The sequence below is a fragment of the Myxococcales bacterium genome, assembly GCA_016712525.1.
Classification (GTDB): Bacteria; Myxococcota_A; Polyangia; order Polyangiales; family Polyangiaceae; genus JAAFHV01.
The window spans coordinates 484196-507033 of sequence record JADJQX010000001.1; the positions used below are offsets into that span (position 1 = coordinate 484196).

Consider the following 22838-nt stretch of genomic DNA (forward strand, 5'->3'; position numbering starts at 1 on the left):
CCTCGCGCTCGAAAGACTCTACAGTCTGCTTATGGCTTTCGGAAGGCGCGAGAAGATCGCTGTGGTGGGTGGGGGCGCGGCAGGGCTCGGTGCGGCCTGGATGCTGTCTCAAAAACACGAGGTGACGATCTACGAGGCGGGGGAGGCGCTCGGTGGGCACGCGTTCGCGCACCCCTTCGGGGACACGGGCCGCAAGGTCGACATGGGCGTCATGATCACGCTCCCGTGGGCGTATCCGAACCTCTACTGCATGTTCCAGAGGTACAACATCCGCACCACGGCCGCGGGCGCCACCCTGCTCGTGTCGTTCCCCGGGAAAGAGGGCGCCGAGCGCGAGACGTGGGGCACCGACGCGACCTTCCGCCAGACGGCGCTCTGGAGCCGCATCGAGGCGCAGGCGAGCCGCTTCGAGCAGCTCATGTTCGAGATCCCGGCGCTGCCCTTCAAGATGCAGATGAAGCCGATCTCGTACTACCTGAACGGCGCCGTGCCCGGGGTGCCGCACTCGGGAGGGTACGAGCCCGAGTTCTTGGCGAAGGGCCTCGCGCCGCTCCTCTCGCTCTTCCTCGTCACGAGGGACGCCCTCCTCGACACGCCGGCGTGGTCGTTGTCGATGATGTTCCGCTTCGGCACGATCTCGTTCTTCAGCCCTACGACGTGGCGCACGATCGACGGGGGCACGCCCGAGTACGTCTCGAAGCTCACGCAGAGCTTCTCGTCGCGGCAGTTCCTCGGGAAGAAGGTCACGCGCGTCGTCCGTAACAACCAGAGCGTGGCCGTCACCGACGAGGACGGGAACACCGAGCGCTACGATCAGGTGGTCATCGCGACCGACGCGATCTCCGCGCTCGCGATGCTCGACACCCCGAGCGACGAAGAGAAGCGCCTGCTCGGCACGTTCTCGTACGAGCCCGCGGTCGCGTACCTTCACTCCGACGAGGCGCCGCTCGCCGGGACACAGCCCGGGGTCTTCTTCCACTACCGCTCCGAGAACCCCACGCCCGGGCCCACGCTCGACGGCGTCATGACGTACGACATGAAGCGCGTGTCGGGGCTCGACGGAGTGACCCCACGGCGCGTGCTCGTCTCGGTCATGACGAACGAGCGCCCCGCGCCCTACGAGGGCACGGAGAAGATCCAGAAGTTTTCGCACATGATCGCCGACGAAAAGGCCATGAACGCGCGCCTCGACTTCTACAAAATCCAGGGCAAAGACCGCGTCTGGTTCGCGGGCGACTACCTCACCTTCGCGAGCCACGAGGACGCGTTCGTCTCGGGCATGGTCATCGGCGAGGCGCTCGGGGGCTCGTACCTCTTTCGTGAGCACGCGCCCGCGTTCGAGCGATTCCGGCAGAATCGCATGCTCATGCTCCGCTTCGGCCTCGGCACGCGGCTCGGCGTGGTGGCGCGCCTCGAGCTCGTGGGCGACCTCGCGAAGACCGTCGTGAACGAGGCATGGATCCGCTGGAACGAGTGGTTCCCCGATTGATGCGCGGGGCTCCGTGTCGGTATTTTCCCCACCATCCTGCCTAGCGTCGACGCGGGGGCTCGACCGTGGGCGATTCGTGTATCGTGGGCGAGTGCGGTCCATCGTGTCGGCCCTCGCGTTCGCTCTCGTGTCGCTCGGCGCGCCCGTGCTCGCTCACGCCGCCGACGCGGCCCCCGCCTCGAAGGAGCTCGGCGCGGTCGACCTGTCGGGCACGGCGCTGAGCCGCGCCGAAGCCAAGCCCGACACCCCCGACGCCGACGAGGCGCCTCCGCTCCCTCCGCGCAAGAAGGGCGTCGTCCTCGACTCGCGCATCGGCGTGATGGGCTTCACGGGCGATCTCGCGCAGCTCGTGACGACGGCCCCGTGGGCGAACCTCCAGGTCGGCTACGAGATCTTCAGCTGGCTCATGATCTACGGGCAGGGCGAGCTCGCCTTCAGCACCACCGGGGGCGACGGGCGGACCCGCACCCGCGCGTTCCCCATCCTCGGCTTCGGCGGAGGGCTACGGATCACCGTGCACGCGACCGAGCGCGTGGCGCTGTTTCTCCAGCCTGGAATCGGGGCCATCGTCGCCGACGTGCCCGAGCGCGCCCTCGCCATCTACGGGTACGAAGCGCTCGAGTCGCTCGGCCTCTCGCTCAACGGGCGCCTCGGCGTCGAGTGGTACGCGCTGAGCCGCCACTTCGCGCTCGGTCTGTCCGGCGGGCCCCGCTTCGCGCCGAGCCTCGCGCGAGCCACGGCGAACGCCACGGCGGGCCTCGCGTGGGACGCGGGCGCAGGCCTCCGGTACACGTTCTGAGCGTCGAGTCGGCTACTCGGCCGCGAAGACACGCACCGTGCGTGCCGGCACGGTGACCGTAAACACTCCGGACTCGGGGACCACGACCTCGCCGTGGCTCGAGCTCAAGACGTCGCGCAGGCCGAGCACCTTGGCGACCGGGAACGTGGCCTCGACGCGCGCGTCGGTCGGGTTCATCAAGAAGACCACCTTGGCGACCCCGAGCACGTCCTCGTGCACGGTCACGAAACACGACGACGGGCTCACCGGGTAGGTCGGGAGCTGGCTCACGCGCACGTGCTCCGCCACGATGCGATCGGCCTCGGTCCCGTCCTCGAGGGACGAGAGCTCGAACCCGGTCGTGTCGAGCGGGGCCGCGAGCGGGCGAAAATGGCCGTCGCGCGTCGGCACTCGGGGACCGAGCGTCACGTGCACGCCGGACTTACGTGCACTCTGCAACATGTCCACGAGCTCGGGTTTCATGCCCGCGGCGCTCGTGCAGACGACCCACGAGGCCCCGCGCGTCGATTCGACGAGCGAGTCACCCCCGGCGTAGGCGAACGGGACGCCACGCGCCAAGAGGGCGCGCTCGAACGCGTGCAGGAAGGCCTCGGCCGCGAGGGTCGGCACCTCTCCCGTGCCGAGATCGTCCTCGAGGCACGACTCGCGGAACCCGATCCCGACCACGTTGAAGAAGGCCGGCGTGACCGGGCCGAACGCGTGGGTCGCGCGCGCGAGCCGCCGGAGCGCACGAGGGACGACGAGCCTCACGGGCGCCCTGCGACGGAGCTCGTGGAGCTTCATCGCGTCGTAGAGAGACGCGATCTTGCGGTACGTGTCGGCGAGCTTTCGTGGCACGCCGTGCGCGTCGATCGGGGCGCCGATCCAGCGCTCGCGGTCGACGGCCATGTAGAGGTTCCACCCGCGGAGCCCGTACGCCATGGCCGCGAGCAGCGTGTAGACCGAGTCGTGCTCGTCGAGCGGGGCGAAGATCGGAGGATACCCCGCGCCCATCTCGGCCGCGAACGGCGGGCCACCGAACCCCTCGACGCGCGTGACGAGCTCGGTCGTGCGACGGAGCAGGGTCATGTGCGCCGCGGGCGTGGCCGGGTGGTAGTAGTCGAGCCCGACGAGGTCGACGACCTTCGAGATCCGGCCCGCGTTGAGCGCCGTCGCCGCCTCGCCCGGGGGCAAATTGTGGGACGTTGGAACGGCAGAAAACCCAGCAGTTTTCGCTACTTCGGCAAACCTGGTCATGGCGCTTCCGAGCAGGTGCTCGTGGAACTCCATCCAGTCGATGTGGCGCACGAGCTCGTCGGCCGAGGTGGCGTCGAAGCGGACGGGCGGCATGACCGCGCTGAACGACGGCGCGAAGTCGAGGTCTTCGCCCCACGCGCGCGCGAGCTCCGCGAGGCTCCCGTACTTGTCCCGGAGAAACTGCCGGAACATGCGGATCGCGTCGGGGTGGTAGTCCTGATCGTAGGGTCCGTCGCGGAAGTAGAGCGCGCCCTCGTTGTCGACCTGGAAGAGCACGATCGGGCCGCGCGGGTACACGAGGTCCGAGAGCTCGCGCCCCACCGCGCGGATCCACTCGGCGGCCTCGTCGTGGAAGGCGTCGCTCGCGTAGCTCGGCACGGGGAACGCCACGGGCACCATCGGGAGCACGACCGGGTTGCCCTTGGGCGTGCGCGCCTGGCAGTCAGGGTCCCATACGACACGCTCCGGGATCCCGAAGTACGTGAGCTCTGCATTGATATGCGGGCCGGGCCGCAAGATGACGAAGAGGCCTCGCTCGTGGGCCATCGTGACGAACGCGCGCACGTCGAGCCGCGGATCGCGGGCGCCGAAATCGTACTCGTTGCGCCCGAGCTCGTGCACGCCCCACGGGACGTAGATGTCGACGAGGCGCATGCCCATCGCGACGAGCGCGTCGAGCGCGGGGCCCCACTCCGAGCGCTCGTGGCGAAAGTAGTGCATCGAGCCGGAGACGAGCGGCAAGGTGGCCGAGCGCCCACGGAGCGCGAGCCCGTTCGGGTGGACGGTGACGTCGGGAGAGGCAGTGTCGCGGGCGGGTCGTGCGTCGCTCATCGTACGGAGGTCGGGTTCTTTCGTGCCCGCGCTCGCGGCGGGCGCATGCGGTCACGCGCGGAGCTCGTCGCCCACGACACGCGAGAGGATGGCGTGGAGGGCCGCCATGTCGCGATCGTGAGGGGCGAGGCGCTCCAAGGCCTTGCCCACCTTGCCCACCGTGGGGACGACGAACTTGAGGAACGAGGGGTTCTGCTTCTGCCGATCGATGAACACGAAGCGCCCGGCGTCTTTCAGCTTTCGCTGCACGGTGACGAGGTCGAACTCCATCACCAGCGCCTCGCGGCTCGACGCGTCGAGGCCGGCGCGATCGGCGTAGTCCCCGAGGCGGGCCTCGACGAACGCGCGGTCGAACGTCTGGTAGCTGTCGTTGAGGAGCGCGACGAGATCGTAGACCCGAGGGCCGAGGAGGGCGTCCTGGAAGTCGAGCCAGACGAGCCCGAACGGCTTGCCCTTCCGCGAGGGCGAGGCGCGCACCATGAGGTTTCGGGACTGGTAGTCGCGGTGGGTGAACCCCACGGGGAGCCCCGCGATCTTCTTCGCGAGCCCATCGGCGATGGAGGCGAACGATGCCGCGTCGTCCGAGAGGAGCGGCTTCTTGCGGGCGTCGAGGCCCCACTCGCGGAAGTGCTCGATCTCCCAGCGCAGGAGCTCGTAGTCGAACCGGCGGGTGCCGACGATCGAGCCCTCGGGGAGGTCGGCGAGGCTCGCCTGGGCCTCGGCGAGGTCCTGCACCGCACACGTGTAGATCGCAGGTTTGTCCCCCGGGACGCGCGACAGGTAGTTGGCGAGCGTGTCTTCCCCCAGGTCCTCGAGGACGAGCCACCCGTGCGACGTGTCCTCGGCGAGCACACGCGGCACGTCGACCCCCCGCGCCTCGAGCAGATCCCGCACCTCGAGGAAGGGCCAGCGCTCGGGCAGATGACCGTTGTGCACCTCTTCGGGCGTGGGCCCGTCGGGCACGAACATGGCGACGGCGCTCTTGCCTCCGCCCGACCTCGGCGTGACCCGGTAGTACTTTCGTGTCGACGCGCCCCCCGTCATGGCGGTCACTTCGAGCGCGTCACCGGCCTCGGGCCAGACGCCCGCGCAGAGGCGCGTCAAAACCGAAAAGTCGAGCTCCATGGGGGTCATCGTCTTTCGAAAAGGCGCGGGTTGGCCAGCGTTTTCGCAGGCATTTTCGCCGAGCTCGCCCGAGGGGCCGGCCCCCGGTACCAGGGAGCGCACGAGGCGCGGGCGAAAGGCCGAACGGCCCCTCTCGGCCCGGGAAATTCAGGTGAACCGGCCGGTCAGTCGAGCACGTTGTCCTTGGCTTTGGCGGGTGGGGGCACGTCCTCGGCGCCGATGCGGCGCAGGAGGTTTATCTCGATGGTGCGCGAGATCGCGAAGAGCGCGAGGTCGTTCGTGTCGGTGCCGAAGGGTTGCTCGAGCTCGTCGCCGATCGCGTCCAACCCGAAGAGCGCGTACGAGATGAACACGACCACGAGCACCGAGGCCCAGCCGAGATCTTGCGCGAGCCCGAACGGCAGCAAGATGCAATACACCGCGACGATGCGGTGGAGCAGCACGTTGTACGAGTGAGGGAGCGGGGTCGACTTGATCCGCTCGCACGCCCCCTGGACGTCCGTCATCGAGACGAGGCACTGCTCGATGACCGGGGCGTGCATCGGGTGGATGGCGCCGCGTCGACGGAGCCCGGCGATGCGATCGCCGAGCATTCCCAAGATGCCCACCGGCACGTTCTCGTGCTTCGCGAGGACGGCGAGCTCCTCCTTCGACAGCGCGTCGTCGAGGCCCACGCGCGTGTCCTGGTCGCGGAGGTGGTGGCGGAAGGAGTGCACGTAGGCCACCACCATGCGCACGAGGGCCTCGCGCTCGGCCACGATCTCGCGGGCGGTCTCTTCGCTCGAGCCCTCGGGGACGTCGACGAAGGTGGTGAGCTGCCGCGCGAGGCTGCGCGACGTATTCACGAGCGATCCCCACAACTTACGACCTTCCCAAAACCGGTCGTAGCTGGCGTTGTTCCGGAACCCGAGGAAGATGCCGAGCGGCACGCCGAGCAGCGTGAACGGCGTGACCTTCAGGTTGAGCCAGGGGAACCTGTGGTAGCCGAGCTCGGCCACGAGCGCGAGCGCCCCCACGACACCGACGCGCGACCAGATCTTCGGCAACGTGCGGCCACCGAAGAGAACCTGAGAGATCCACGTTCGCTTGGAGGGTACCCACATGGGCCCCCGATGCTACGGGGGCCCGTGCCGAGAGGAAAGGCGAAGCCGCGTGGGCGCGCTCGGCGGCTACTCGGCGGGGCTCGGCGGGGCCTCGGCGGGCTTCGGCGTGAGCCCGAAGACCCTCGCGAAGAAGGCCTTGGCGTTCTCGATCGCGAGGTACACCACCGGCACCACGACGAGCGACAGGATCGTCGAGCTTATGACACCTCCGATGACGGCGATCGCCATCGGCGAGCGGAACTCGCTCCCCTCCCCGTTCGACGTGGCCGTGGGGAGCATGCCGAGGATCATGGCCGCCGAGGTCATCAAGATCGGGCGAAGGCGCTCGGGCCCCGCCTCGAGGATGGCCTGGAGCGGCGGCTCGCCGAGCTCGCGCACACGCACGAGCGCGCGGTCGAGGAGCAAGATGGCGTTCTTGGTGACGAGCCCCATGAGCAAGATGATGCCGATCATCGCGCCCATGGCCATGGAGGTCTTGGCGAGGAACAGCGCCACGATGGCCCCCACGAAGGCGAGCGGCAGCGTGAGCATGATCGTGAGCGGGTGGATGAAGCTCTCGAACTGCGACGCGAGGATGAGATAGATGAAGATGATACCGAGGCCCATGGCGGCGCCCATGGAGCTGTTCGTCTCGTTCATCTGGCGGATCTGACCGTCGAAGTGGAACGACGCGCCGGGCGGCATTTTCACCTTGGCGAACGCGGCGTTCAGCTCCGGGACGAGCTCGCCGAGGGACCTGCCCTTGGTCGACGCCCAGATCACGATCTGACGCTCGCGGTCCTCGCGCTCGATGACGCTCGGGCCCTCGCCACGCTCGACGCTCGCGAGATCTCCGAGGGCGACCGGCCCGACCGGGGTCTGGATGGTGAGGCGGAGCACGTCGTCGACGTTGGCGCGGTCGGTCTGCCGGAGGCGCACACGAATGGGCACCTCGTCCTTGCCTTGGCGCATCTTGCCGGCCTCGTCACCCTCGACCGACGCGCGGAGCGCCATGGCGAGCTGAGCGACGGGAACACCCGCGCGCGCGGCCTTGTCACGGTCGACGCCGACGCGGAGCTCGGGCTGGCCCGGGCTGTATTTGACCTGCAGGTCGGTAATTCCGGGGATGCCCTTCATGGCCGTCTCGAACTCGTGCGCGAGGGGCGCGAGCTCGTCGTACGTGGCGCCGCGCACCTGCACCATGATGGGCGCCTCGGTGGCCGCGCCTTCGACGAACGGAGGGTCGGTGACCGTGACCTTGGCGCCCGGCAGCATCGTGTGGGCGATCTCGCGGGCGCGGTCCTTCAGCACCGCGATGCCGACGTCGCGCTCGCTCTTCGGCACGGTGAGGATGCGCCACTGCACCTTGTTGACCTCGCCGTTCTTGCCGATCGTCGAGAGCACCGTGCGGAAGCGCTTGTCCTCGAGGATCTTGAGCTCGGGGGCGAGCGTGACGCGGGCCGTCTCGTCGAGCTTGGTGCCCGCGCCGAGCTCGGCCTCGAGCACGAACTGGCCGCGGTCCTCGGCGTTCACGAACTCGTTGCCCATGAGGCTCGAGATCGGCCCGATGGAGAAGAGCGCCAAGAACGCGCCCACGCCCACCAGGATTTTGTTTCGAAGGGCGAAGCCGAGGAGCCCACGATAGAGGGACTCGATCCCCTCGAAGACCCACAAAAACGGCCGCTTGATGGCCATGAAGCGGTCGACCGCGCCGTGCACGTGGGCCTTCGAGAAGCGGCTCGACAGCATCGGGTCGAGCGTGAACGCCACGAAGAGCGAGACGAGCACCGCCGCCGAGATCGTGAGCCCGAACTGGCGGAAGAACTGCCCGACGATGCCCGACATGAACGCGACCGGCACGAACACCGCCACGATGGTGAGCGTGGTCGCGAGCACCGAGAGCGAGATCTCCTTCGTGCCCTCGAGGGCCGCGGTCTTCGGGTCGACGCCGCGCTCGAGGTGCTTCGAGATGTTCTCGCGCACGACCACCGCGTCGTCGATGAGGAGGCCGATCGCCAGCGAGAGCGCGAGCAGCGTCATCATGTTGAGCGTGAAATTCAGCGCGTACATGACGAAGAACGTCGAGACCACGCTCGTCGGCAGCGCGACCGCCGAGATGATCGTGGAGCGTAGGTCGAGCATGAACACCAAGATGACCAAGATGGCCATGGCGCCGCCGAACAGGATGGCGACCTCGACCTCGTGCGCGTTCTCGCGGATGAACTTCGACTGATCGACGATGACGGCGGTCTTCACGCCCGCGGGGAACGTGGCCTCGATCGTCGCGAGCTTCGTCTTGACCGCGTCGGCCACGGCGACGGTGTTCTGTCCCGACTGCTTCACGACGTCGAACGAGACGGCCGGCTGCCCGTTCGTGCGGATGCGCGTGCGGAGCTCTTGGTAGCCGTCCTCGACGTTGGCCACGTCGCGGAGGCGCACGCTCGAGCCGTCCCTCGCCGTCGCCACGATGATCTCGCGGATGGCCTCGACCGTGCGGAGCTCGCCGACGGTGCGCACGCTGATCTCCTTCGTGCCTTCGTCGAAGTGACCGGCGGGTACGTTGAGATTTTCGGCCTTGAGCTGCTGGAGGATCGCGAGCGGCGAGAGGTGGAGCGCGTCGATCCGAGCCATGTCGAGATCGACGTGGACCTCGCGCTCGGCGCCGCCTTGCACGTTGACCGACGCGACGCCGTCGACCTGCTCGAGCGCGGGTTTCACCACGTCGCGCGCGAATTTGGCCGTCTCGGCGAGGGAGCGCCCGCCGCCCTCGAGGGTGTAGGTGATGACCGGCGCCGCGCCCACGTCGAGGCGCGAGATGATCGGCTCCTTGATCTCGGTCGGGAGCTTGTAGCGCGACTGGGCCACGCGCTCGCGCACCTCGGTCGATGCCTTCTGGATGTCGACGTCGAGCTTGAAGAGCACGATGACCTGCGACACCCCCTCGCGGGAGTAGGTCTTCAGGCGATCGATGCCGTTCAAGGACACGATCGCGTCCTCGAGGGGCTTCGTGACGAGCTGCTCGACCTCGCCCGGGGCCGCGCCCGGATAAGGCACGGTGACCGAGACGACCGGGAACGAGACGTCCGGGAAGAGGTCCGTCCCGAGGTTTTTGTAGCCCATGATGCCGAGCACCATGAGGGCCACCGTGACCATCACGGTGAAGACAGGGCGCTTGATCGCGATCGCGGAAAGGTTCACGGAAGGCTCCGTTCTCCGGAAAAACTCGTCGATTTCTACTTGGCGGGCGCCGCGGGCTTCTGGGCCACCTCGAGCGCGTCACCGTCGCGGACGTCGTCCGACGGGGCGAGCACGAGCTTGTCGCCCGCGCCGAGCCCCTGCGTGACGATCCAGGAGCCGTCGGTGTCGACCACGTGCACGACCTTGGTGCGCTGGGCCTTGCCGTCGACCAGGCGGACGACCTCGTTCTGAGAGCCGGGGCGGCGCGCGGCGGCGGGCACGCGGAGGGCGTCCATCTCTTCGGACCCTTCGATGCGGGCGCGCACGAAGCCGTAGCCGAGGAGCGGAGACTTCGGGTCGTTCGGCACCTCGATCTCGACCGGCACGCGGCGCGTGGCCTGATCGAGCGAGGGCACCACGGCGATGACCTTGCCGGTCACTTTTCGCCCTTGGTAGGTGATCACGGCGGGGATGCCGGTGTGCACGAGGGTGGCCTCGTCCTCTCCGACCGAGGCGCTCAGGCGGAATTTGCTCACGTCCTCGACGCGCACGAGCGGCGCGCCGGGCGCAACGACGCTGCCGATCGCGGTGGGCGCGCGGGTCACGATGCCGTCGAACGGGGCGACGATGGCGTGCATGCCGGCGCCTTGCTGGGCGAGCACGGTGGTGGCCTTGGCGCCCTCGAGCTGCGCCTTGGCGAGGGCGACCTGTTGGCGCGCGGCCTCGGCCTGCGCCTCGGGGATCGACTTCGACGCGACGAGCGCCTCGGTGCGCTTCAAGTTGTCCTCGGCGAGGGCGAGGTTCGCTTCGGCCGCCTTGGACTGGGCGACCGCCTGACCGACCTGGGCGCCCGCGCGGGAGCCGTCGAGCACGGCGAGGACCGAGCCTTGTTTGACCTTGTCGCCCGTGGCGACGTTCAGCTTCACGAGCCGGCCCGACGTCTCGAAGCCGATGTCGGCCTCGCGGAAGGGGCGGAGCGTACCCGTGAGCTCGACGGCCGGCTTCCAGCGCATGGGGATGGGAGACGTGACCTCGACGGGCACCTTCTTCGCGAGCTCGACGACCTGCGCCTCGCGCTCGGCGGCCGTGTCCTTCCGTTTGTCGAGGGCCTTCATGACCTTCGATCCCATGAGGCCGGCGAAGGCGACGCCGACCACCAAGCCGACCACGACGATCGCTTTGTTGCCCGACTTTCGAGGCTCGGCGCCGACGACCGGGCGCTCGATGGGGTGGTTCGAATCCATGGAGAACTATTCCTTATTTCGCGGAGCGGCGGCGGGGCGCGCGGGCCTTGGGCGTGGGCTCGGAGGGGAGTGGCTCGGGGACGTCGACGTCGGGGAGGAGGATCTGACTGACCCGCTGGTCTTCCCAGCGAGACGGGTCGGCGGCCAAGCCGATGGAGAACACCCGACGGGCCGCGACGAGCCACTCGCGGAGCGGTGGCTTCTTCTCGCTTTGGAGCATCGCGTTGGCGAGGGCATCGAACGCGCCTACCGTTAGGGTCGCGACGAGCTCGACGTCCAGGTCCTTTCGGTAGAGCCCTCGGTCGACGAGCGCGACGATCCACCGGCGCACCTTGCCCCGGAGCTCCCGATGGAAGGCCTCGAAGAGGTAGGCGTACTGCCCCTGACAGGTGTGCAGGATCGAGAGAAGATCGCGGTTTTGCCAGAGAAACTCGAAGAGCTGGACGTCCTGCTCGAGCCCGAGCTCCATGAGCGCCTCGGCGCTGTCGGGCAGATCGGCCGGCTCCGCGACCATCCCGTCGCACCGGGCCAAGAACGACTCGACCACCTGGAGGAAGGCCTCTTCTTTGCCCTCGAAGTGGAGGTAGAAGGCGCCCTTCGAGCACCCGGCGCGCTTGGCGATGTCCTCGACCTTGGCGGCCTCCAGCCCCTTCTTGGCGAAGACCTCCTCGGCGGCGCGGAGGAGCGAGATGCGGGTCGTGGGATCGGCGACGCGGGACATGGGTTTCTGACCGGTGGGTCATTTATAGACACCCAGCCCGGGCTGGCAAGGCGGCCTTTTCGAAATTTTGCGGAAATGCCCGGGGCTCGGCCTCCCCCGAACGCCCATTTCTTGGCCCGTCGGGCCGCGTCATGCGACGCCCTACACCGATGACCAGTCGTTCGGAGCCGGAGCTCGTCGAGATTCGAAAGTCCGCCGAAGCCCTCGCGAAGGATCGCGGGGAGCGCTTCTCCACGGCCCACGTGTTGGCCGCCCTCGCGGGGCGCCCGGGCGACGTGGCCCAGCTCCTCGCCGATCGGCGGCTCGATCAGGACACCCTCCTCCGGGCGGCGCGGGTGGCGTCGGACACCACGCCCGACGCGCTCGCCCGGGCGGTCACACGCGCGCGCGATTTCGCTCAACGCGCGGTCCAGCGTGCGCCGCTCGCCAAGGGGGAGCTCGACAAACGCGCCCCGACCGCGCTTCATCTCCTCTTCGCGCTCTGCCACGACACGACGTCCGCCGCGTACCGCGCGATGGTCCAGTGCGGGACCGACGTCGCCAAGCTCCGCGGGGCCACGCTGCAGCTCGCCACGGGCGCCACGCTGCCACGAAGGCCCGTCGAGACGCCGACTGCGGGCATGGGCCCCGGGCCCCGACGCGAGACCCAGCCTTCACCGCGGGGGCCGCTCGGCGCTCGCCCCGACGCGCCCGCCGCGCGCACGACCTGGACGCTCCCTCGCGAGGTCGCACCGCCCGCGAGCCAACCGAGGCCGACGCTCCGCACCCCCACGAAGGCGCCCACGACGGAGCCACACGAGGGGACGAAGGCCGACGCGGGCCAAGCCTCGTCCGACACGCCTCGGGCGACACCACCCGCGACCACGAAGCCGAAGAAGGCGCCCGCGGGAGACCTCGCGAAACACGAGCTCTGCCCGAAGACGTTCCCGCTCCTCGCCGCGATCGGAAAGAACCTCACGCTCATGGCGGCGCGCGGTGAGCTCGACCCGGTCGTCGGTCGCGACGAAGAGATCGAGCGCACCCTCGACGTGCTCGCGAAGCGCACCGCGAACAACCCGTGCCTCGTGGGCCAAGCCGGCGTCGGGAAGACGAGCGTCGTGTACGGGCTCGCGCGGAGGATCGCCGAGGGGAACCAGGTGCTCTCCCTGGATGACCGGCTGGTCATCGAGATCGAGCTGCCGCAGCTCCTCGCGGGCACCGCCGTGCGCGGCTCGCTCGCCGAGCGGCTCGGACAGATCCGCGCCGAGGTCAAGAAGGCCCACGGCAAGATCGTCCTCTTCTTCGACGAGATCCACACGCTCTTCGGCCCGGACGCGGGCGACGAGGCCCAAGCCGAGCTCAAGATCGCCCTCTCGCGCGGCGAGCTCCCGTGTGTCGGCGCGACTACGGTCGACGAGTACCGAAAGTACATCGACCACGATCCGGCGCTCGCCCGGCGCTTCTCGCCCATCGAGGTCGTCGAGCTCGGGCCCGAAGAGGCGTACCTCGCGATCGAGCAGCTTTGCCCGGCCTACGAGGGACACCACAAGGCCACGTACGCCAAGGAGGCCATCGCGCGCGCGGTCACGTGGAGCGTGCGCTATCTGCCGGGCCGCGCGCTGCCCGACAAGGCGATCTCGATCTTGGACCTCGCGGGAGCGCGGGCGCGGAGACGCGGCGAGCGCGAGGTGACCAAAGAGGGCGTGGCCGAGGTCGTGAGCGAGCTCTCGGGGGTGCCCGAGGAGCGCCTGCTCGAGACCGACGGAGAGCGCCTCTTGAAGTTCGAGGAGCTGCTCGCCGAGCGGATCGTGGGCCACAAAGACGCCCTCGCGAAGATCGCGACCGTGCTCCGGCGAAACGCGTCCGGCTTCCGCTCGCGGCGCCCGGTCGGCACGTTCCTCTTGCTCGGCCCCACGGGCGTGGGAAAGACCGAGACCGCCAAGGCCGTGGCCGAGTGCCTCTTCTACTCCGAGTCGGCGATGACCCGCATCGACATGAGCGAGTACGCCGAGGCCCACGCCCTCGCGAGGATGCTCGGCGCACCGCCTGGGTACGTGGGGCACGACGCCGGTGGGCAGCTCACCGAGGCCGTGCGCCGGAGGCCCTACCAGGTCGTGCTGCTCGACGAGATCGAGAAGGCGCACCGCGACGTGCTGGAGGGCTTCCTCCAGGTGTTCGACGAGGGCCGCATGACCGACGGCAAAGGCCGCACGGTCGACTTCACGAACACGGTGATCTTGCTCACGTCGAACATCGGGGCGCACCTCGCGAGCGACGAGCACAAGGAGCGCGGGCGCATCGGGTTCGGCCAGAAGGCCCAGGCGAACGGCGCGGCTGCCTACGAGAGCGCGATGCACAAGGCGGCGCGCGAGGCCCTGCCGCCCGAGCTTTACAACCGCATCGACGAGGTGCTCGCCTTCGCGCCGCTCGGCCGTGACGACGTGGCCGAGGTCGCGCGGCGCATCCTCGCGGGGCTCTCGGCGGAGCTGATGATGCAGAGGGGCGTCGAGCTCCGCGTGTCGCAAGGCGCGATCGAGGCGCTGCTCGATCACGGTGGCTTCGACAAAGGCCTCGGCGCGCGCCCGATGCGACGCACCATCGGGCGCTACGTGGAGGCCAAGGTGGCCGAGATGCTCCTCCGCGGAGAGCTCGTCCGAGGGGACACGGCGAGCGTCGACGTGCAGGGCACCGAGCTCACGGTGACCGCGCGGTCAGGCGGGAAAACCAAGCCTACGAGCGCCTTCGCGGCCCTCGGGTGAACCCCGCGTGGTAGCCTCGGGTCGCGCCACGGGCTCGAGCTCGGGCGGCGCGACGAAGCCCTGCGGCGCGGCTCAGAGGTACGGGCAGGGCTTCCCGAAGACCGCCTCGTAGTCTTCGATCGGGGCCACGGTGACGGCGATCGAGAGCTCGTGCTCGCCACCGCCCAAGAGCACACCGCGCAGCGGGATGACGTCGTCGTAGTCGCGGCCCCACGCCACCGTGACGTGCTCGAGCGAAGGGAGCATGTCGTTCGTGGGGTCCATGTCGACCCAACCGAAGCCTGGAAAGTACACGGAGATCCAGGCGTGCGAGGCGTCGGCTCCGACGAGGCGTCGCTTGCCTTCGGGGGGCCGAGTGAGCAGGTAGCCGCTCACGTACCGCGCCGCGAGGCCGAGGGACCGGAGGCACGAGAGCATGAGGTGGGCGTAGTCTTGGCAGACGCCGCGCCGGCGCTCGAAGGCCTCCATGACCGGCGTCGAGACGTTCGTGGCCTTCGGGTCGAACGTCATCTCGGCGTGGATCTTCTTCATGAGCGCGAGCGACCCTTCGAGCAGGGTGCCGCCAGGCGGGAAGCAGTCGGCCGCGAACGCGGCGAGCTCGCGTTTGTTGCGCACGCGGGGGGACTCGAAGGCGTAGCGCAGCGCCTCGAGCACCTCGGCGGACGGCTTCTTCGCGGCCGAATAAGACAAGCGATCGCGGACGCTCTCCCACGAGATACGCTCGGCCCCCTCGGGGACGACGCGCGGCCGAACCTCCACGCACGAGGCGGCGCGCACGAAGAGCGAGTCGTGGTCCCGTTCGATGCAGAATGCATGCACCACGTTGCCGAAGGCGTCCGTCGAGGTGCCGAGCGGCTCGCCCTCGGGGAGGACCTCGAGCGTGTGCGCGACGACGCGCTGGCCGGGGAACTCGCGCGGAGACAGGTGGAGCACCTGCCGCGAGAGGCTCACGGGGTGGGCGTAGTCGTAGCGGGTGTCGTGCACCACGGCGTACGTGCGAGGCGAGATGCGGTCCTCCGTCACGCGCCCTCGATGCCGAGCGGCACGGGTGTGCCGGCGTGGGTGAAGAAGCGCCGGTGGGCCTCGTCCGAGAGGTCGTACGCGGCGCGTTCGCAGCGATCGAGCAGCTTCCCCAAGGCCTCGGCGGCGCGCTCGACCTCGGGCCCCTCTTCGGGCTCGAAGCCCTCGAGCGGGCACCTCCGGAGCTCGAGGCCCAGCGCGGCGAGGGAGCGACCTACGGGATCCCCGCCGATCTCGTCGACGATGCGGAGGGACGACGAGACGAGCTCGCGCACCTGGAAGGCGACCGCGTGGGGGTTCGTCTCGTCGAAGCCGACCAAGTGGAGCACGGGCAGGAGCTCGGGCTGACGCCTGTATCGTGCACGGAACGTGACGATCGAGTTGGCGGCCTCGAGCAGCCACTCGAGGGCCTCGGGCCGCTCGTTCGGCTGGAGACGCAGCACGTTCCCGAGCGTCGACGAGAGGAACGCGAGCCGCTCGAGCCTGCGGCCCATGAGCAAGAACTGCCAGCTCTCGTCGCGGGTCATGTCGTCCATGGCGAAGCCGGCGAGCGACACGCAGGTGGTCATGACCTCGTCGAGCGTGGAGAGCGCGGCGCCGAGCTGGGGCTCCTTCGTGGGCATACGCGCGCCGAGCTTCGAGAGGATGTGCCAGTTGTCGATCGAGAGGCGCTCGCGCACGTGAGAGGCGGCGCCCACGAGCCTCGCGACGTTCGCAGCGAGGCCGCCCGTGTACTCCTTGTCCCACACGGCGGCGAGGAAGGCGTCCCCTCGTGAGCGGACGGGGGCGTCCTTCGGAGGGGTCGTGACGTCGAGGGACCGCGCCACGACCTCGAGCGTCGCGAGGGCGGCTTGTTCGTCCGGAGACGCGTCGGCGATGCGCACGAGCGCGGCACGAATCACGCGCGCCGTGGCCTCGCACCGTTCGGCGTAGCGGCCCATCCAGAAGAGGTTTTCACCGACGCGCGAGGGAATGTCGACGACGCTCCGCGAGACGTCGACCGCGGTGACGCGCGCGCGCTTCGTGTGAGGCAACGGACGCCCTTGGGTGCCCTCGGAGAGCACCCAGGTGTCCTTGCTCGAGCCGCCCCACTGCATCGACGCGACGTCGCCGTCCGGAGGCGCGACGCGAGCCAGCGCACCGGGCATGACCTCGTATCCGTCGGGGGTGGCGACGGCGAACACACGCAGGGTGGTGGCCCGAGGGACGAGGCCCGACGTGCTCGCGTCCCAGGTAGGCGCTTGGGAGAGCCGCACCCACTCCTGCGCCACGTAGGCGTGAGGGGTCTTCTGGATGCGATCGACGAGCTCCCGTCGGGCGGCGGCGTCGAGGGTGTGGCCGAGCACGGGGGCCATGCGAATCGACGGGTACGCGGGCTTCACGACCAGCTCGTCGAGGTGGCTCGTGACGTAGTCGAGGGCGGGCCGCTCGCCGCACCACCACGTGGCGATCGAAGGCATGAGCAGACGCTCGCCGAAGAGGCGCTCGGCCACCGCAGGGAAAAAACCGGTGAACGCGCCCGTCTCGAGGACGCCGCTGCCGAGCGCGTTCGCGACGATGACGTTCCGTGCGCGCACCACGTGGAGGAGCCCGGGCACGCCGAGGGCCGAGTCCGCGCGGAGCTCGACGGGATCGCAGAAGTCGTCGTCGAGGCGGCGCAGGATCGCGTGCACACGCTGCAGGCCGCGCAGGGTCTTCAGGTACACCTTGTCGCCCCGGACGATGAGGTCTTGCCCCTCGACGAGGGGGAAGCCGAGCTGCTTCGCGAGGAAGGAGTGCTCGAAGTACGTCTCGTTGTAGGGGCCCGGCGTGAGCACCACGGCGAGGGGGGCTTCGTCGTCGAGCCGAGGGCGGGACACGCGGCCGACGGTGTGCTCCTGCGCGCGCTTCGTGAGGGTGTCGCGGAGCGCGGAAAAGAAGGGCAAGAGGTGCTCGACCTGCACGTCGCGGAACGCGTCCGGGAACGCACGGGCGAGCGTCATTCGGTTCTGGAGCGCGTACCCCGCGCCGGCCGGGCCACGCGTACGGTCGGCGAGCACCCAGAACCGCCCGTCCGGCGAGCGGGCCAGGTCGGCCGCGTAAATGTGGAGCGCGACGCCGTCGGGGGGCACGATGCCGTGCGCGGGCCAGAGGAACGTACGCTGCCCGAAGACGAGCGCGGGAGGGACGAGCCCCTCGGCGAGCAAGGTCTGGGGGCCGTAGAGATCCTTCAGGATCGCGTCGAGCAGCTTGGCGCGCTGGGCCACCGCGGCGGCGACCATGCGCCACTCCTCGGCCGGCAGCACGAGGGGCATCACGTCGAGCTCCCACGAGCGGCTCGTGCCGATCGGGTCCGCGTACACGTTGTAGGAGACACCGTCGGACGCGATCGCGTCGTTGACGAAGGCGCTGCGCCTCCGCATGACGTCGGCGGGCAGGCCGGCGAGGTGCGACAGGAGCGGGCGCCAATGGGCCCTCGGGGCGCGGCTCGTGTCGACCATCTCGTCGAAGCGGGCCTCGGACGGTGCGTAGCGGAGGAGGAGGCTCACGGAATCCCTAGGAGAATCGAGAGAGTACCGCAGACCGGGGCTGCCGTCGCGGGGACGTCGGCGGGGCCGGAGGTGTCCCCCACACCTCGACTAGACCCCAGGACGCCGCTTCGAGTTGTTGCGAACTTGTTTCTTCGAACGCAACGGACTGTTGCGAAGGGGCCGCTCGCGCGGTGCGGAGCCCTCGAGGATGAGGTCGACGAGTCGGGTGAGGAAGAGGTCGTCGAGGGGCTGACAGAGGATGAAGAGGCGGTTGTGGATGGTGCCCATGAGCACGCACTTGACGAGCTCCGGATCCACGTTCGGGCGAAGCTCTCCGCGTGCGATGGCGCGTTCGAACACCTCGCGGGTGGCGCCGTCCTTCCGCGAGCGGAGCGAGTCGGAGATGGATGCGACCTCCGGGTCCATGCTCTCGGCCATGAGCATGCGGACGACGCCTTGCCCCTCGATCGACGCCATGAAGCGCGCCATTTCCCGCACGAACGCGAGCAAATCCGAGCGAAAGCTCCCCGTGTCCGAGAGATCGGCCAGCGGGTCGACGAGATCGACCATGGCCTCGTGGACGAGATCTCGTTTGGTGCTCCAACGCCGGTAGACCGTCGTCTTGTGAACCTTCGCGCGGATGGCCACGTCTTCGACGCGAAGCGCACGATAGCCTACGGAGGCAAGCTCCTCGCGGGTGGCCTCGAGGACACGGCGAACGACGCATGCGCCTCGACCGAAGGTCGCGGGGTCGGAGCCAACCATGTCGCACGCCGGCTCGGGCTCGGGCGCTCGTCGTTTCGCAGACATCCCTACTTCCACTCCTACCACGCGGCGATCGGGCTCCGTTTACAAAGCTTCACGGACGGCCGCCCCCGTTCTCGACACCTATCGCGTCTACAAGTTGCGATCTTGCGACAGGCGTGGCAAGTATCGCAACGAAATGATGCGATACTCGGGCCCAACGGCGGCGCACGCACCCGACGACCAGGCAGGTCGGGAGAGGGGCGGCGCGCGCAGCGCGGAGGGGTCCGTGGGTGAGCGATCAACACGCGGGCGTCTCGTGACGAAGCTCGCGCTCGGCCTCGTCGGGCTCGGTGCGCTCGGATGGCTCGTCGCCAGGAGCCACCCGGCCGGGGTGCTCGCCGTGCTCCGAGGGCTCCCGGCGGCCGGGGTGCTCGTCCTCCTGCTCTTCCCCGCGGGAATCGCGCTCGACGCGCTCGCGTGGACGAGGCTCCTCGCGCGGGCTGGTGCGCCCGCGTCGTTCGTACCCGCGTATCTCTCGCGGCTGGCAGCCGAGGCCGTCGCCGCCTCGTTGCCGCTCGGTGGGGTGGGAGCCGAGGCCCTCGGGCCGAGCCTGCTCTCGCGCCGCACCGGCCTGCCGCTCACACTCACCGTGGCGACGAGCCTCGCAAGACGTTGGGTCATCGCCCGGGCGCACGCGGTGTACGTCCTCGTCGGCGTCGCGATCGCCGCGTCGATCGCGACGCGCGCGGCGTCGATGCGCCTCGACGTTGCGCTCGTGACCGCGTTCGTCATCGCCGTAGCCTCGATCGTCGCTCAGTTGTCGGCGGCCTATGGACGTCCGGCCGGGGCGACCCTAAAGGCCCTCGTGAAGCTCCCGTTCCTCGAGTCCAACCTCGGGGGTCGGGCAGAGGCGTTCTCCGCGACCGACAGGACCCTCTCCGCGCTCGCCACCTCCGGCACGTGGGACGCCTTCACGTGCGTGATGGGTGCGTGGATTCTCGAGGGTACGGAGACCTACGTGCTCCTCCGTCTCGTCGGCATCGACATCGACTACCCGAACGCCCTCGCCCTCGACGGAGTGCTCACTGCGCTCCGCTCGGCGGCGGTCGTCGTGCCCTCCGGCCTCGGGATCCAAGACGCCGGCTTCACCGCGTTCCTCGGGGCGAGCCCGGAGAGCGCCGCCTTCCTCCTCGCCAAACGAGCGAAAGAGCTCGTTTTTGTCGCCCTCGGATACCTGGTCCTGTTCGCGCTCGGCGGGCCCGAGAGCCCCCGGGTGCCCCCCCGTGCCCCCTCATCGCATATCCCCATTTCGTGACATTCCCGACGCACCGACGTGACTCCCCATCCCTCGGATGGCGGGCGACGTCGGCACCACCGGCGACGCCCCTGACCCCGGAAGCCCATGCCTCCTCCCACGATTCTCTACATCTGTGGATCCATCAACCAGACCGAACAACTCCACGCCGTGTCGAAGGCCGTGGGCTCGCACGTCGCCCGTTTCTCTCCGTACTTCGGTGACGCGCACGTCGGGCTCGCGCGCCGGCTAGGCTTCCTCGAGGCGACGATCGCCGGGAACAAGCGCCGGGGCTGGTGCCTCGACTACCTCCGCGATCACGGCCTGGAGATCGACGAGGATGGCCGACGTGACGACTACGACCTCGTCGTCACGTGCTCCGACCTCATCCTCCCGCGCATCGCGAGAACGAAGCCGCTCGTCGCGGTGCAAGAGGGCATTTTCGACCCGGACACATGGATGTCGGAGCTCTGGCGACGCGCGCGCTTCCTGCCCATGTGGCTCGCGGGCACGTCGTTGACGGGAGAGAGCCACGTCTACGATCGGTACTGCGTCGCCAGCCAAGGGTTCAAGGATCGACTCGTCGAGAAAGGCGCCGACCCCGACGCCATCTGCGTGACGGGGATACCCAACTTCGACGACTGCAAGACCTTCTACGACAACGACTTCCCGCACCGGGGCTTCGTGCTCGTGTGCACCTCCGACGGGAGAGAGACGTTCAAGTCGGACGACCGCGCGGCCCTCGTGAAGCGGGCGCAGGAGATCGCGGGAGGGAGGGAGCTCGTCTTCAAGCTCCATCCGAACGAGGACCCGATCGCCGGGCCCGCGGAGATCCTCCGGCTCGCCCCCGAGGCGAAAGTGTATACGAAAGGCAAGGCCGAGCACATGATCGCGAACTGCGACGTGCTCGTCACGGAGTGGTCGTCGACCGCGTTCGTAGGGCTCGCGCTCGGGAAGGAGCTCCACTCGAACTTCCCGCGCGAGGAGCTCGAGAGGCTCGCGCCGGTACAGAACGACGGGCGCGCGGCGGCCAACATCGCCGCCGTGGTGCACGAGGTCGATCGCGAGCTCCGTGGCCAGAAGCGGAGGCGATTCCCGAGCCGCGCGCGATCGGCCGCCGAGGCGACCACCGCCGCCCCCTCTCCGGCCGCCGAGGGGTCGCGATGACGATCGCCCTCGTGGTCCAGGCCCGCATGGGCTCGACACGATGCCCCGGCAAGGTGCTCGCCGACATCCATGGGGAGCCCTTGCTCGCGCGGATGCTCACGCGGCTCGCGCTCGTCCAGACACCGGTGAAGGTCGTCGTGGCGACGACGAGGGCCTCAGAGGACGACGCGATCGTCCGCCTCGCTGAGCGCGAAGGCGTCTCGTTCTACCGAGGACACACCGAGGACCTGCTCGACCGCCACGTCGAAGCGGCGCGCGCCGTCGGCGCCGACGTCGTCGCCAAGGTCCCCTCGGATTGCCCGCTCGTCGATCCGAAGATCATCGACGAGGTTCTCCTGGCCTTCCTCGCGAGCGACGGCGCCGACTACGTCGGGAACCTGCACCCCGCCTCTTGGCCCGACGGGAACGACGTGGAGGTCATGCCGCTCCGCGCGCTCGAGCTCGCCCGAACCGAGGCAACGCGCGCGCACGAGCGCGAGCACACCACCCCCTACTTGTGGGACAGACCGGACCGCTTCCGCATCGGCTCGGTCGTCCGCAAGGACGGCCGCGACCTCTCGATGACCCACCGCATCACCGTCGATTACCCCGAGGATCTCGCCCTCGTTCGCGCCGTCTTCGCGGCGCTCCTCCCCGAGAAGGGGCCCGCCTTCACGGCCGACGACGTCGTCGCGCTGCTCGACGCCCGCCCCGACATCTACGCCCTGAATGCCCACTACGCAGGCGTGAATTGGTACCGGAACCACCTCCGCGACCTCAAGACCGTAACCGCCAAGGAGACGCGATGGCCATCCCGACCGTGACACCGAGGACCGACGACGAGCTGACGGACCTCTCGCTCCGTGTCCGAGAGCACATCATTCGAATGTCTACCGACGGTGGGTGCTTCATCGGCGCGTCGCTCTCGTGCGCCGACCTCCTCGTGCACCTCTACACGCGGGTGCTCCGCATCACGCCGGACACCCTCGACTCGCCGGACCGAGACGTCCTCCTGCTCTCGAAGGGCCACGACGTCCCGGCGCTGTACGGCACCCTCGCCGAGCTCGGATACTTCCCGAAGGAGCGGCTCCGGCATCACCTCAAGACGAGCGATCATCTCTATTGGCACCCGAACCGGAACATCCCCGGCGTCGAGTTCCATTCCGGCTCTCTCGGTCACCTCCCGTCCGTTGGCGTCGGGCTCGCGATGGACGCGAAGCTACGTGGCTCGCCCCGGCGCGTCTTCGTCGTCACGGGAGACGGAGAGCTCAACGAAGGCTCCGTGTGGGAGGCGCTGCTCGTCGCACAGGCGCACGGCCTCGACAACCTGGTCATCGTGGTCGATCGCAACGAGTTCCAGGCCAACGATCGCACCGAGGCGATCTTGCCCTTGGAGCCTCTGCTGCCGAAGTTCGAAGCGTTCGGTGCTCACGCTACGTCCGTCGACGGGCACGCGTTCGACGAGCTCGACCGCGCCTTCCGACACCTCCCCTTGCGAAAAGGGAGGCCGTCCGTCGTCGTCGCGCGCACGGTTCGAGGAAAGGGCCTCCCGAGCATCGAGGCCCGGGCCGACCGCTGGTTCGTGAACTTCAAAGCGGAAGAGGTCGAGGGCCTCCTCCGCGAGCTCCGCGGCGGCGATGGCGCCCGTCTCACCTCCACCCCCCTCGTCGTCCGCTGAG

At 69.2% G+C, this 22838-nt stretch carries 16 protein-coding genes; 7 read left to right on the forward strand and 9 right to left on the reverse strand.

Annotation, left to right across the window (positions count from 1 at the left end; translation table 11 throughout):
• Positions 1-31 precede the first annotated feature (31 nt).
• Positions 32-1489 (forward strand): FAD-dependent oxidoreductase, encoded by a 1458-nt coding sequence (locus IPK71_02080; GenBank protein ID MBK8212511.1) that lies wholly within the window; start codon positions 32-34, stop codon positions 1487-1489.
• Between the two features lie 91 nt (positions 1490-1580).
• A complete protein-coding gene (locus IPK71_02085) occupies positions 1581-2288 on the forward strand; it encodes a hypothetical protein (GenBank protein MBK8212512.1) in 708 nt (235 codons plus the stop codon).
• Between the two features lie 12 nt (positions 2289-2300).
• On the opposite strand, the gene IPK71_02090 is transcribed toward IPK71_02085, so the two are convergent.
• The 6 genes from IPK71_02090 to IPK71_02115 form a co-directional block, all read right to left on the reverse strand.
• Positions 2301-4355 (reverse strand): beta-galactosidase, encoded by a 2055-nt coding sequence (locus tag IPK71_02090; protein ID MBK8212513.1) that lies wholly within the window; start codon positions 4353-4355, stop codon positions 2301-2303.
• 51 nt (positions 4356-4406) lie between these two features.
• Positions 4407-5480 carry a phosphotransferase gene (locus tag IPK71_02095; protein MBK8212514.1) on the reverse strand — a complete coding sequence of 358 codons (1074 nt, stop codon included), beginning with the start codon at positions 5478-5480 and terminating at the stop codon, positions 4407-4409.
• A 164-nt stretch (positions 5481-5644) separates the two neighbouring features.
• The gene (locus IPK71_02100) at positions 5645-6583 is read right to left on the reverse strand and encodes a hypothetical protein (protein ID MBK8212515.1); all 939 of its coding nucleotides are present in this window, start codon (positions 6581-6583) and stop codon (positions 5645-5647) included.
• Between the two features lie 66 nt (positions 6584-6649).
• The gene (locus tag IPK71_02105; GenBank protein ID MBK8212516.1) at positions 6650-9760 is read right to left on the reverse strand and encodes an efflux RND transporter permease subunit; all 3111 of its coding nucleotides are present in this window, start codon (positions 9758-9760) and stop codon (positions 6650-6652) included.
• 35 nt (positions 9761-9795) lie between these two features.
• Positions 9796-10983: an efflux RND transporter periplasmic adaptor subunit gene (locus tag IPK71_02110; GenBank protein ID MBK8212517.1), complete on the reverse strand. Its 1188-nt coding sequence runs from the start codon at positions 10981-10983 to the stop codon at positions 9796-9798.
• A 13-nt stretch (positions 10984-10996) separates the two neighbouring features.
• Positions 10997-11704, reverse strand: a complete 708-nt coding sequence (locus IPK71_02115) for a TetR/AcrR family transcriptional regulator (protein ID MBK8212518.1) — start codon at positions 11702-11704, stop codon at positions 10997-10999.
• A gap of 149 nt (positions 11705-11853) precedes the next feature.
• Between IPK71_02115 and IPK71_02120 the strand changes: the two genes are divergently transcribed.
• On the forward strand, positions 11854-14442 hold the full coding sequence (locus IPK71_02120; GenBank protein ID MBK8212519.1) for an AAA family ATPase: 2589 nt from the start codon (positions 11854-11856) through the stop codon (positions 14440-14442).
• Positions 14443-14514: 72 nt separating this feature from the next.
• On the opposite strand, the gene IPK71_02125 is transcribed toward IPK71_02120, so the two are convergent.
• The 3 genes from IPK71_02125 to IPK71_02135 all read right to left on the reverse strand — a co-directional run bounded on the left by IPK71_02125 (position 14515) and on the right by IPK71_02135 (position 18782).
• Positions 14515-15450, reverse strand: coding sequence for a transglutaminase family protein (locus IPK71_02125; protein ID MBK8212520.1), 936 nt, complete (start codon positions 15448-15450; stop codon positions 14515-14517).
• 11 nt (positions 15451-15461) lie between these two features.
• Positions 15462-17942: a circularly permuted type 2 ATP-grasp protein gene (locus tag IPK71_02130; protein ID MBK8212521.1), complete on the reverse strand. Its 2481-nt coding sequence runs from the start codon at positions 17940-17942 to the stop codon at positions 15462-15464.
• A 138-nt stretch (positions 17943-18080) separates the two neighbouring features.
• Complete coding sequence (locus IPK71_02135) at positions 18081-18782, reverse strand: TetR/AcrR family transcriptional regulator (protein ID MBK8212522.1); 702 nt, start codon at positions 18780-18782, stop codon at positions 18081-18083.
• A gap of 223 nt (positions 18783-19005) precedes the next feature.
• Between IPK71_02135 and IPK71_02140 the strand changes: the two genes are divergently transcribed.
• From IPK71_02140 to IPK71_02155, 4 genes are all read left to right on the forward strand, one after another.
• Entirely contained in the window at positions 19006-20034 is a 1029-nt protein-coding gene (locus IPK71_02140) for a flippase-like domain-containing protein (protein MBK8212523.1), read from the forward strand.
• Between the two features lie 87 nt (positions 20035-20121).
• Entirely contained in the window at positions 20122-21180 is a 1059-nt protein-coding gene (locus IPK71_02145; GenBank protein MBK8212524.1) for a hypothetical protein, read from the forward strand.
• Entirely contained in the window at positions 21177-21983 is an 807-nt protein-coding gene (locus IPK71_02150; protein ID MBK8212525.1) for a glycosyltransferase family protein, read from the forward strand. The genes IPK71_02145 and IPK71_02150 overlap by 4 nt, the downstream gene beginning before the upstream one ends.
• Complete coding sequence (locus tag IPK71_02155) at positions 21965-22837, forward strand: transketolase (GenBank protein MBK8212526.1); 873 nt, start codon at positions 21965-21967, stop codon at positions 22835-22837. The genes IPK71_02150 and IPK71_02155 overlap by 19 nt, the downstream gene beginning before the upstream one ends.
• Position 22838: the final 1 nt, after the last annotated feature.

Bases quoted from the DNA above. Each gene is read 5' to 3' on its own strand.
- IPK71_02095 (MBK8212514.1), bottom strand. From the start codon at position 5,480: ATGGAGCTCGACTTTTCGGTTTTGACGCGCCTCTGCGCGGGCGTCTGG.
- IPK71_02080 (MBK8212511.1), top strand. From the start codon at position 32: ATGGCTTTCGGAAGGCGCGAGAAGATCGCTGTGGTGGGTGGGGGCGCG.
- IPK71_02110 (MBK8212517.1), bottom strand. From the start codon at position 10,983: ATGGATTCGAACCACCCCATCGAGCGCCCGGTCGTCGGCGCCGAGCCT.
- IPK71_02130 (MBK8212521.1), bottom strand. From the start codon at position 17,942: ATGGTCGACACGAGCCGCGCCCCGAGGGCCCATTGGCGCCCGCTCCTG.
- IPK71_02150 (MBK8212525.1), top strand. From the start codon at position 21,177: ATGACGATCGCCCTCGTGGTCCAGGCCCGCATGGGCTCGACACGATGC.
- IPK71_02115 (MBK8212518.1), bottom strand. From the start codon at position 11,704: ATGTCCCGCGTCGCCGATCCCACGACCCGCATCTCGCTCCTCCGCGCC.
- IPK71_02135 (MBK8212522.1), bottom strand. From the start codon at position 18,782: ATGTCTGCGAAACGACGAGCGCCCGAGCCCGAGCCGGCGTGCGACATG.
- IPK71_02155 (MBK8212526.1), top strand. From the start codon at position 21,965: ATGGCCATCCCGACCGTGACACCGAGGACCGACGACGAGCTGACGGAC.
- IPK71_02145 (MBK8212524.1), top strand. From the start codon at position 20,122: ATGCCTCCTCCCACGATTCTCTACATCTGTGGATCCATCAACCAGACC.
- IPK71_02100 (MBK8212515.1), bottom strand. From the start codon at position 6,583: ATGTGGGTACCCTCCAAGCGAACGTGGATCTCTCAGGTTCTCTTCGGT.
- IPK71_02090 (MBK8212513.1), bottom strand. From the start codon at position 4,355: ATGAGCGACGCACGACCCGCCCGCGACACTGCCTCTCCCGACGTCACC.
- IPK71_02120 (MBK8212519.1), top strand. From the start codon at position 11,854: ATGACCAGTCGTTCGGAGCCGGAGCTCGTCGAGATTCGAAAGTCCGCC.